Below are 9,369 nucleotides of genomic sequence, written 5' to 3' on the forward strand. Positions count from 1 at the left end.
GGTCAAGAAGGTGGTTGACGCCGATCCCCGCGTCAGCGTCGCCGTCGAGACCCTTCTGGCCCTGCCCCTGGCCGGCGGCTATCTGATCACCCTCCAGGTGCTCGGGCAGGGGCACTTCGCCGGCTACGGGACGGGCCACGCGATCCTGCTGACGTTGGCCGGACCCGTGACCGCCGTACCACTGCTGCTCTTCGCCGCCGGCGCGCAGCGGTTGCCACTGATCACGATGGGTCTGCTGTTCTACCTGAATCCCGCTCTGCAGATGGCGTGGGGCGTGCTCGTCGGGCACGAACCGATGCCGGTGGGCCGCTGGGTCGGCTTCGCGCTGATCTGGGTCGCCCTCGGCGTCATGACCGTCGGCTCGTTCCGGAGGAAGTCGGCGGAAGAGGTTCCGAGGGATGTCGAATCGGCCGCCCCCGGCTCGCCGTCACGGTGACAAGCTCCATGCATCATGCGACGGGTATTCGCTCGGCGCGACCGAGGAGGGCATGACACCGGTGACAGCAGCCTTTGCTGCCGACGCCGAGGTTCTGCGTCGTGTATGAGCAAGCGTTTGCCATGGCTGAATATTTGACCGGGTCGTAGGCATGCAATAACGTTTGCCAGCATGGCGCTACGCGACGCTCGGCCACCCCGACGACGCGGCCGCCCCGTCGGCTCGGACTCGGCAGAGACGCGCAATCGCATCCTCAGGGCGTCACGACAGGTCATCAACGAGCGCGGCTACCAGGCCGCCACGTTCCAAGCCATCGCGCTGGCCGCGGGACTGAGTCGCCCGACGCTGCACTACTACTTCGCGTCGCGCGAGGAGATCTATCAGGCGCTCGTTGCCGAGTCGGGCCTCGTCCTCGCCGACTGCATCACCACGGCACGGCAACAGAACACCCTGGTGGACCAGTTCTCCACCCTGGTCGCAGCCATCCACCAGGCCGATTTCATCGACCGCTCGCAGATCGCCTTCCTGGTGAGCGCCCGGCTGGAGTCCACCAGGAACCCGGAGTTGCGCGCGAATGCCAGCATCGAGTTGAGCGACTTCCTGACGACGCTGGTCGGCGACGCGAGGAGCCGCGGCGAACTCCCCGAGGACAGCGCGATCGAACCGGTCGTGGAGATGTTGCGCGCAATGCTGTGGGGGATCGGTTTCTACGCGGGATTCGTCGACGACGCCGCGGACATGTCTCTGATCACCAAGCAACTCGGCAGGTTGGTGTCGCACGGTCTTCTCGAATGTGCGGAAACTTCGTCGACTCCCGGCGACACGTAGGGCGACACGCCGAGCACCGTCGGGGGGCGGCAATAGACTGGCGGCCCTATGAGCAAGTCGTTCGTGCACCTGCACAATCACACTGAATACTCGATGCTCGACGGTGCCGCGAAGGTCAAGCCCATGTTCGCCGAGGCGAAGCGGCTGGAGATGCCCGCGATGGGCATGACCGACCACGGCAACATGTTCGGTGCCAGCGAGTTCTACAACGCCGCAACGGATGCAGGCATCAAGCCGATCATCGGCGTCGAGGCCTACATTGCGCCCGCGTCGCGCTTCGACACCAAGCGCATCCAATGGGGCGACCCCGGTCAGAAGTCCGACGACGTCTCCGGTAGCGGCGCGTACACGCACATGACGATGGTCGCCGAGAATGCGACCGGCCTGCGCAACCTGTTCAAGCTGTCGTCGCTGGCGTCGTTCGAGGGCCAGCTCGGCAAGTGGTCCAGGATGGACGCCGAGATCATCGCCGAGAACGCGGCGGGCATCATTGCCACCACGGGCTGCCCGTCGGGTGAGGTGCAGACCCGGCTGCGGCTCGGCCACGACCGCGAAGCGCTGGAGTCCGCGGCCAAGTGGCGCGAGATCTTCGGTCCTGAGAACTACTTCCTCGAACTGATGGACCACGGCATCGAGATCGAGCGACGGGTCCGCGACGGCCTGCTCGAGGTCGGCCGCAAGCTGGGCATCCCGCCGCTGGCCACCAACGACTGCCACTACGTGACGCGGGAGGCCGCCCACAATCACGAGGCGCTGCTGTGCGTGCAGACCGCCAAGACGCTGTCCGACCCGAACCGCTTCAAGTTCGACGGCGACGGTTACTACCTGAAGTCCGCCGCCGACATGCGGGCGATGTGGGATGACGAGGTACCGGGGGCCTGTGACTCGACGCTGTTGATCGCCGAGCGGGTGCAGCCCTACGCCGAGGTCTGGGCACCCAAGGACCGGATGCCGATCTTCCCGGTGCCCGACGGCCACGATCAAGCGTCGTGGTTGCGCCGCGAGGTGGCGGCCGGGCTGGCACGCCGCTTCCCGGCGGCAGTGCCCCAGGACTACGTCGACCGTGCCGAGTACGAGATCACGGTCATCTGCGACAAGGGCTACCCGTCGTACTTCCTGATCGTCGCCGACCTGATCAACTACGCCCGCTCGGTCGACATCCGGGTGGGGCCAGGGCGTGGCTCGGCGGCGGGGTCGCTGGTCGCCTATGCAATGGGCATCACGAACATCGACCCCATCAAGTACGGGCTGCTGTTCGAGCGCTTCCTGAACCCGGAGCGCGCGTCGATGCCCGATATCGACATCGACTTCGACGACCGCAGGCGCGGCGAGATGCTGCGGTACGCGGCGAACAGGTGGGGCAGCGACCGGGTTGCGCAGGTCATCACGTTCGGCACCATCAAGACCAAGGCGGCACTGAAGGATTCGGCCCGGGTGCACTACGGGCAGCCCGGTTTCGCCATCGCCGATCGGATCACCAAGGCCCTGCCACCGCCGATCATGGCCAAGGACATTCCGCTGTCGGGGATCACCGATCCCAGCCACGAGCGGTACAAGGAGGCTGTCGAGGTCAGAAATCTGCTCGACACCGACCCCGACGTCCGCACCATCTACGAAACTGCGCGCGGCCTGGAGGGTCTGGTCCGCAACGCGGGCGTCCACGCCTGTGCGGTGATCATGAGCTCCGAACCGCTGATCGAGGCGATTCCGCTCTGGCGGCGCCCGCAGGACGGCGCGATCATCACCGGCTGGGACTATCCGTCGTGCGAGGCCATCGGCCTGCTCAAGATGGACTTCCTCGGCCTGCGGAACCTGACGATCATCGGCGACACCATCGAGAACATCAAGGCCAACCGGGGTATCGACCTCGACCTGGACGCGGTGCCGCTGGATGACCAGGCGACCTTCGAACTGCTGGGCCGTGGTGACACGCTCGGGGTGTTCCAGCTCGACGGTGGCCCGATGCGGGATCTGCTTCGCCGCATGCAGCCGACGGACTTCGAGGACGTCGTCGCCGTCATCGCCCTGTACCGGCCGGGACCGATGGGCGTCAACGCCCACAACGACTACGCCGACCGCAAGAACGCCAGGCAAGCCGTCAAGCCGATCCACCCCGAGCTGGCCGAACCCCTCGAAGAGATCCTCGCCGAGACCCACGGCCTGATCGTCTACCAGGAACAGATCATGCGCATCGCGCAAAAGGTGGCCAGTTACTCGCTGGCCCGAGCGGACATCCTGCGCAAGGCCATGGGCAAGAAGAAGCGCGAGGTGCTCGACAAGGAGTACGAGGGCTTCTCGGACGGCATGAAGGCCAACGGCTTCTCGGCGCCGGCCGTCAAGGCGCTGTGGGACACCGTCCTTCCGTTCGCGGACTACGCGTTCAACAAGTCGCACGCGGCCGGTTACGGCCTGGTGTCCTACTGGACCGCGTATCTGAAGGCCAACTTCCCCGCCGAGTACATGGCAGGCCTGCTGACCTCGGTCGGCGACGACAAGGACAAGGCTGCGGTCTATCTGGCCGACTGCCGCAGGCTCGGCATCACCGTGCTACCGCCGGACGTCAACGAATCGGTGGTCAACTTCGCCTCGGTGGGCACGGACATCCGGTTCGGGCTAGGGGCGGTGCGCAACGTCGGCGCGAACGTCGTTGCCTCCCTCATCAATACGCGCACGGAGAAGGGCAAGTACACCGACTTCTCCGACTACCTGAACAAGATCGACGTCACCGCCTGCAACAAGAAGGTGACGGAATCACTCGTCAAGGCGGGCGCCTTCGACTCGCTCGGGCACCCCCGCAAGGGCCTGTTCCTGATCCATACCGACGCCGTCGACTCGGTGCTTGGCACCAAGAAGGCCGAGGCGATGGGCCAGTTCGACCTCTTCGGGGGGGCCGACACCGCCGCGGACGCGGTGTTCGCCATCAAGGTGCCCGACGAGGAATGGGAGGACAAGCACAAGCTGGCGCTCGAGCGAGAGATGCTGGGACTCTACGTGTCCGGCCATCCCCTCAACGGCGTCGCGCATCTCCTTGCCGCGCAGGTGGACACCCACATTCCGGCGATCCTGAACGGGGACGTGCCCAACGAGGCGCAGGTGCGGGTGGGCGGCATCCTGGCGTCGGTCAACAGGCGCGTCAACAAGAACGGAATGCCTTGGGCCTCCGCGCAATTGGAGGACCTCACCGGCGGGATCGAGGTGATGTTCTTTCCGCACACGTACTCGACGTTCGGCGCGGAGATCGCCGACGACACCGTCGTGATCGTCAGCGGAAAGGTGAATGCACGGGACGACCGGCTGTCGCTCATCGCCAACGATCTCGTCGTTCCGGACTTCTCGAACGCTCAGGCCGACCGTCCCGTGGCGGTCAGCCTGCCGACCAGGCAGTGCACGGTGGAGAAGGTGGGCGCCCTCAAGCAGGTGCTCGCCAACCACCCGGGAACCTCACAGGTTCGACTGCGGCTCATCAGCGGCGACCGCATCACCACGCTCGAGCTGGATCAGGCCCTGCGGGTGACGCCGTCGTCAGCCCTGATGGGCGACCTCAAGGCGCTGCTGGGTCCGGGCTGCCTCGGGAATTGACGTTCGGGCGCCGTCATCAGAACCGGTAGCGAAGGATCCGTGCCTTGCGCGCCCCGGTCTTGGTCTTCCCGCTGAGCCTGGTGGCGATCCGCACCCAGCCGGGGAACAGGTCCACCTCGGGAGCCGTGGTGAGGCTGGCCTCTTCAACCAGCTGCAGCCGCGGATTCCACGTCTCGGGATGGTGCGCGTCCTTGAAACCGGCGTAGCCCCACTGACTTCCGACGTCGTGAAACATCTTCTGGGGCATGAGTTTGATGGCGACGTGGCTGAACCAGCCGATGCCGCCGTAATCGTTGAAGGCCAACTCCCCGGAACCGAAGTGGTCGGTGATCCCGCGGAACAGATCGACGATCACCTCTTCGGGGAGAAACGCCAGCAGTCCGTCGGCGATCAGGATGGTGGGCCGGTCGGCGGGAATCGTTTCCGCCCAGCGCTTCTCGGCGAGCGATACCCCAACCGAATGCGAACCCGGACGGCCTGGCAGAACCCGATCGCGCAGCGCGACGACGCCGGATAGGTCGACGCTGTACCAGTCGACCGACGCGGGCGGGTCGACCCGGTAGACGCCGCAGTCCAGGCCCGCGCCGAGATCCACGACGACGGCGTCCTGATGGGCGGCGACGAAGCTGCGCACCCGGTCGTCGAGCATCTTGGCCCGCAGCGCCGTCTGGCACACCACGCTGGAGCTGACGCCGAGGCCTGCGAAGTCGTAGTCGATGGAGCCGACGACGTCGTCGGCGAGCGTGTCACCGAGGATGGGCCGTGCCCACCGACTGTCCAGCGCCCTGGCGTATTGCGTGAGGAAGGCCGTCTGTTCGATCGGTGACAGCGTGGAGGCTTGAATTGTCATGTGCGCCAACGTACTCCCCGTTCGAAACTCACGGTAGAGACTGAACGATTAGCCCAAAACGTTCACCGCACGCGCAATGACGAGCGCGATCGTCGTCATCGACACCAGTGACTGGACCGTCATCATGCCCTTGGCCCAGCGTGCCAGGGGCATCGTGTCAGTGGGGGAGAACGCCACCACGTTGGTGAAGCTGACGTACAGATAGTCGACGAACGTCGGCCGCCAATCGGGTCTGGCCTTGTCCGGGTCCGACATCTGCGGGAACAGGAAGTCGGGATACGGCTGCTGACCGGCCCGCCGCGCGAACGGACCGCCGCGGTCCAGTTCCCAATACCAGATGCCGAACGCGATGACGTTGGTGACGAAGATCGCGGCGCCACTGCCCAGCAATACGGCCGCGTTGTTGCTCACCTCGCCGCTGAGGATCCGCTTGGCCAGGACGATGGCCGACGCCGTGTTGTCGATGGTGATGGCGGCGGTCAAGGCGAGGCTGGCCCACTTTCCGACCGTCGTGGGCCGCGACAGCCGCACCGGATTGATTGCAAGCAGCACCAGGAGCAGGAGCAGCTCCATGCCGACCAATGGCCAGCGCGGCACCACCGTGTACTGCACGGGAATCGAGTGCTGGATGACGACTGCGGCAAGGATCGCGATGACGACCGGCCAGCGGTTCTCCGGATCGCCGGGCCGCAGCCACGACGGGACGTGGTGTTCTGCGTCGGAGGCGAGGTGCTCGGCCCGCTGCACGAAGGCCTCGATCTCTTGCGAGTGTTCGGGAGTTTCCGCCATGTTCCCAGTGTGTCCGTCACGATGGACCGATGAATGACGACACGACCGACTCGGCTTCACCATCCAGACACGTCAGCGTGTGGATCGATGCCGCACCGGAGGCGGCGTACGCCTTCGCATCCGATCGGGACGCGTTACCGCGCTGGGCGGCAGGCCTCGCCGATCCGGCGCTTGCGGACGCCGACGTCGAATTCGTGCCTGGTAATGAGTTCGGCGTCCTGGACCACGTGGTCCGGCTGCCGACCGGTGAGCAGGTGTACAACCCGATGCGGGTGATTCCGGCAGGCCCGGGTGAGCCGGGGTGTGAGGTGGTGTTCACGCTTCGGCGGCGCGCTGGCGTGACAGACGACGAATTCGAAGCCGACGCCGCGGCGGTGACCGCTGATCTGGAGACGTTGCGCCGGTTGGTCGAGAACGCAGGCTAGGCGTCGGAGGAACTGAACACGCTCAGGCCGAGCCAGATGACGGCCGTGGCCACCGCTGCGGCGAGTACGGCGGTGGCGGCGCTCGTCGTCGCGACTCCGACGACGATCAGGACGAGCACGCCGACGGCCAGGGCGACGAGCTTGTAGACCGGCCACGGGACACCCGCGATGGGCACCTTCGTCGACGTGGTCATGCATTGACGATAGCTCGCAACTTAGATTTCGGCCAGCCGAAACACCGATTCCGGGGAGGGTCTCTTCCATCGGTCATATGCTGGTCGGATGCCTTTGACTGGAGAGTACGAACCAAGCACGTCGGATTGGGCCAGGGAGAATGCCGAGACGTTCATGGCGTCGGGCGGCACGGAGGGAACGGAACTCAAGGGCAGGCCGGTGATTCTGCTGACCACCATCGGGGCGAAGTCCGGAAAGATCCGCAAGACCCCGCTGATGCGGGTCGAGCACGACGGGCAATACGCGGTGGTGGCGTCCCTCGGCGGCGCGCCGAAGCACCCGGTCTGGTACTTCAACATCAAGGCCAACCCGCGTGTCGAGCTGCAGGACGGCGCCGTTACCAAGGACTACGACGCGCGCGAGGTGCTCGGCGAGGAGAAGGCGGTCTGGTGGGAGCGCGCCGTCGCTGCGTGGCCCGACTACGCGGAGTACCAGAAGAAGACCGATCGTCAGATCCCGGTGTTCGTGCTGACACCCGTGAGCTAAACCCGTTTTCGCAGGGGAGCGGGCAAGTGGCACCATTGATCGGTGTCCGCCGAACTGAGTCAGACCTCTCGCCGTCCCGCGCCACTCGGCGCCTCGGACATCGATGAGGCCGCTCAGCGAATTTCGAAGGTGGTCACTCTCAGCCCGCTGCAGTTCAGCGACCGGTTGTCGGCGCAGACCGGGCTGCAGGTTTACCTCAAGCGCGAGGATCTGCAGGCGGTCCGCAGCTACAAGTTGCGAGGCGCATACAACCTCCTGATGCAGTTGACGCCGGAGGAGATCGCGGCGGGTGTCGTGTGTTCCTCCGCAGGCAACCACGCCCAGGGCTTCGCGCTGGCCTGCCGCTCGATGGGGATCCACGGGCGCGTCTACGTGCCTGCCAAGACTCCCAAACAGAAGCGCGACCGGATCCGCTATCACGGCGGCGAGTTCATCGAGTTGATCGTCGGCGGGGCGACGTACGACCTCGCCGCTGCCGCCGCGCTCGATGACGTGGCGCGTACCGGTGCGACCCTGGTGCCGCCCTACGACGATCTGCGCACCATGGCGGGGCAGGGCACGATCGCGGTCGAGATCCTTGCGCAGCTGGAGACCGAACCCGACCTCGTCATCGTTCCCGTCGGCGGCGGCGGGTGCATCAGCGGCATCACCACCTACCTTGCGGAGCGGACCACCAGAACGTCGGTGCTTGGAGTGGAGCCGGCAGGAGCGGCCGCCATGGTCGCGGCGCTGGCCACGGGCGAACCCGTCACGCTCGAGCACGTCGATCAGTTCGTCGACGGGGCCGCCGTCGCGCGGGCCGGGGCCCTGCCGTTCGCCGTGTTGGCGGCGGCCGGTGACATGGTCTCGATCACCGCTGTCGACGAGGGAGCGGTCTGCACGGCGATGCTCGATCTGTATCAGAACGAGGGCATCATCGCCGAGCCGGCGGGTGCGCTGTCGGTTGCCGGGCTGACGGAGGCCTGCTCCGAGGGCACCGTCGAACCTGGATCGACCGTGGTGTGCCTGATCTCGGGCGGTAACAACGACGTCTCCCGATACAACGAGGTACTCGAGCGGTCCCTGGTGCACCTGGGCCTCAAGCACTACTTCCTGGTCGACTTTCCACAGGAGCCTGGGGCGCTGCGCCGATTCCTCGACGAGGTGCTCGGCCCGAACGACGACGTCACGCTATTCGAGTACGTCAAGCGCAACAACCGCGAAACGGGTGAGGCGTTGGTCGGCGTCGAACTGGGCTCTGCGGCCGACTTCGACGGCCTGATGGCCCGGATGCGCACCTCCGAGATGCACGTCGAGGCGTTGGAGCCGGGTTCGCCCGCCTACCGTTACCTGACCTAGGACGATGCTGATTTAGTGGCGCGGATGTCGGCGTGCCAAAGCGGGTTCGGTTGGTCTCTTACGAGCTGACCGACCTCGGTCTCTCACTGCATCAGATGATGCGCGGCCTCAAGACCTGGGCGAAAGAGCGGCGGCTGTTTAGTTCCAGCCGCCGTCGGCTTCGATGGTGGCGCCGGTGACGAAGGACGCGTCTGGGGAGAGCAGAAACGCGACCACGGCGGCGATTTCGTCGGGTTGACCCAACCGGCCGAGGGCGCTCATGGAACGGATGAGCGCGGGAAACGGCACGTCGGCGAGGGCGGGGTGGACGTAGTTGGGGGCATAGCTGGCCATCCGGGTGGCGGTGGCGCCCGGGGCGATCGCGTTGATGGCGATGTTTCGCTCGGCGAGTTCGGGAGCCAGAT

10 protein-coding genes are annotated in these 9,369 nt (G+C 66.0%); 6 read left to right on the plus strand and 4 right to left on the minus strand.

Annotated features, from left to right (window positions below):
- The 3 genes from ACRDUX_RS13410 to dnaE form a co-directional block, all read left to right on the plus strand.
- Positions 1 to 436, plus strand: a 436-nt coding sequence (locus ACRDUX_RS13410; RefSeq protein WP_526414518.1) for an EamA family transporter, incomplete at its 5' end; no start/stop codon positions are given.
- A gap of 171 nt (positions 437 to 607) precedes the next feature.
- Positions 608 to 1,264 carry a TetR/AcrR family transcriptional regulator gene (locus tag ACRDUX_RS13415; RefSeq protein WP_526414519.1) on the plus strand — a complete coding sequence of 219 codons (657 nt, stop codon included), beginning with the start codon at positions 608 to 610 and terminating at the stop codon, positions 1,262 to 1,264.
- 48 nt (positions 1,265 to 1,312) lie between these two features.
- A complete protein-coding gene (dnaE, locus tag ACRDUX_RS13420) occupies positions 1,313 to 4,843 on the plus strand; it encodes a DNA polymerase III subunit alpha (protein ID WP_526414520.1) in 3,531 nt (1,176 codons plus the stop codon).
- Positions 4,844 to 4,859: 16 nt separating this feature from the next.
- On the opposite strand, the gene ACRDUX_RS13425 is transcribed toward dnaE, so the two are convergent.
- Positions 4,860 to 5,693: a class I SAM-dependent methyltransferase gene (locus tag ACRDUX_RS13425; protein WP_526414521.1), complete on the minus strand. Its 834-nt coding sequence runs from the start codon at positions 5,691 to 5,693 to the stop codon at positions 4,860 to 4,862.
- 48 nt (positions 5,694 to 5,741) lie between these two features.
- Positions 5,742 to 6,482, minus strand: coding sequence for a hypothetical protein (locus ACRDUX_RS13430; protein ID WP_526414522.1), 741 nt, complete (start codon positions 6,480 to 6,482; stop codon positions 5,742 to 5,744).
- A gap of 29 nt (positions 6,483 to 6,511) precedes the next feature.
- Between ACRDUX_RS13430 and ACRDUX_RS13435 the strand changes: the two genes are divergently transcribed.
- A complete protein-coding gene (locus ACRDUX_RS13435; protein WP_526414523.1) occupies positions 6,512 to 6,907 on the plus strand; it encodes an SRPBCC family protein in 396 nt (131 codons plus the stop codon).
- On the opposite strand, the gene ACRDUX_RS13440 is transcribed toward ACRDUX_RS13435, so the two are convergent.
- Entirely contained in the window at positions 6,904 to 7,101 is a 198-nt protein-coding gene (locus ACRDUX_RS13440; RefSeq protein ID WP_526414524.1) for a hypothetical protein, read from the minus strand. The two genes, ACRDUX_RS13435 and ACRDUX_RS13440, sit on opposite strands and share 4 nt — an antisense overlap.
- Before the next feature lie 88 nt (positions 7,102 to 7,189).
- On the opposite strand from ACRDUX_RS13440, the gene ACRDUX_RS13445 reads away from it, so the two are divergent.
- Positions 7,190 to 7,627 carry a nitroreductase family deazaflavin-dependent oxidoreductase gene (locus tag ACRDUX_RS13445; RefSeq protein ID WP_526414525.1) on the plus strand — a complete coding sequence of 146 codons (438 nt, stop codon included), beginning with the start codon at positions 7,190 to 7,192 and terminating at the stop codon, positions 7,625 to 7,627.
- Positions 7,628 to 7,669: 42 nt separating this feature from the next.
- Positions 7,670 to 8,965, plus strand: coding sequence for a threonine ammonia-lyase IlvA (gene ilvA, locus ACRDUX_RS13450; protein WP_526414526.1), 1,296 nt, complete (start codon positions 7,670 to 7,672; stop codon positions 8,963 to 8,965).
- A gap of 138 nt (positions 8,966 to 9,103) precedes the next feature.
- On the opposite strand, the gene ACRDUX_RS13455 is transcribed toward ilvA, so the two are convergent.
- Positions 9,104 to 9,369: SDR family NAD(P)-dependent oxidoreductase (locus ACRDUX_RS13455; RefSeq protein WP_526414527.1), on the minus strand; the 266-nt coding region annotated here is incomplete at its 5' end.

Source organism: Mycobacterium sp., from assembly GCF_050701675.1.
Lineage (GTDB): Bacteria > Actinomycetota > Actinomycetes > Mycobacteriales > Mycobacteriaceae > Mycobacterium.